Origin of the sequence: Jatrophihabitans lederbergiae (assembly GCF_031845305.1) — a bacterium.
GTDB lineage: Bacteria > Actinomycetota > Actinomycetes > Mycobacteriales > Jatrophihabitantaceae > Jatrophihabitans_A > Jatrophihabitans_A lederbergiae.
This window is the reverse complement of record NZ_JAVREH010000255.1, coordinates 1-255: the sequence shown is the minus strand read 5'-3', so window position 1 is coordinate 255 and position 255 is coordinate 1. Positions and strand designations below refer to the sequence as shown.

The following is a 255-nucleotide window of genomic DNA, read 5'->3' as shown; positions in this document are numbered from 1 at the left end:
GGCTGATGGCTTCAAGCTCACCGAGGCGTAGCCAGACAGCTACCGCGCCCTGGTGTGCCTCGAACGCTGGGGACTTCAGGAAGGCCGCAGATGGCTTCGCCCAGATCGAGCCCCATGCTTCGATGGTGCTAACTCCAAAGAAGGCCAGCAGTTGTTGTAGTAGTGCGCCTGGGTCTCTGGCGGTCGCGGTGACATGGCCGAGCTTGCGAAGGGTCTTGATTGCTGGCGCCGGGATGGCGTCTAACCAGTCCGTAC

Annotated in this window: 1 pseudogene; it reads right to left on the bottom strand. The window is 62.0% G+C overall.

From position 1 onward, the window contains the following. Positions 1-255: pseudogene (locus tag RM423_RS25180) on the bottom strand (hypothetical protein); the annotation flags it as partial.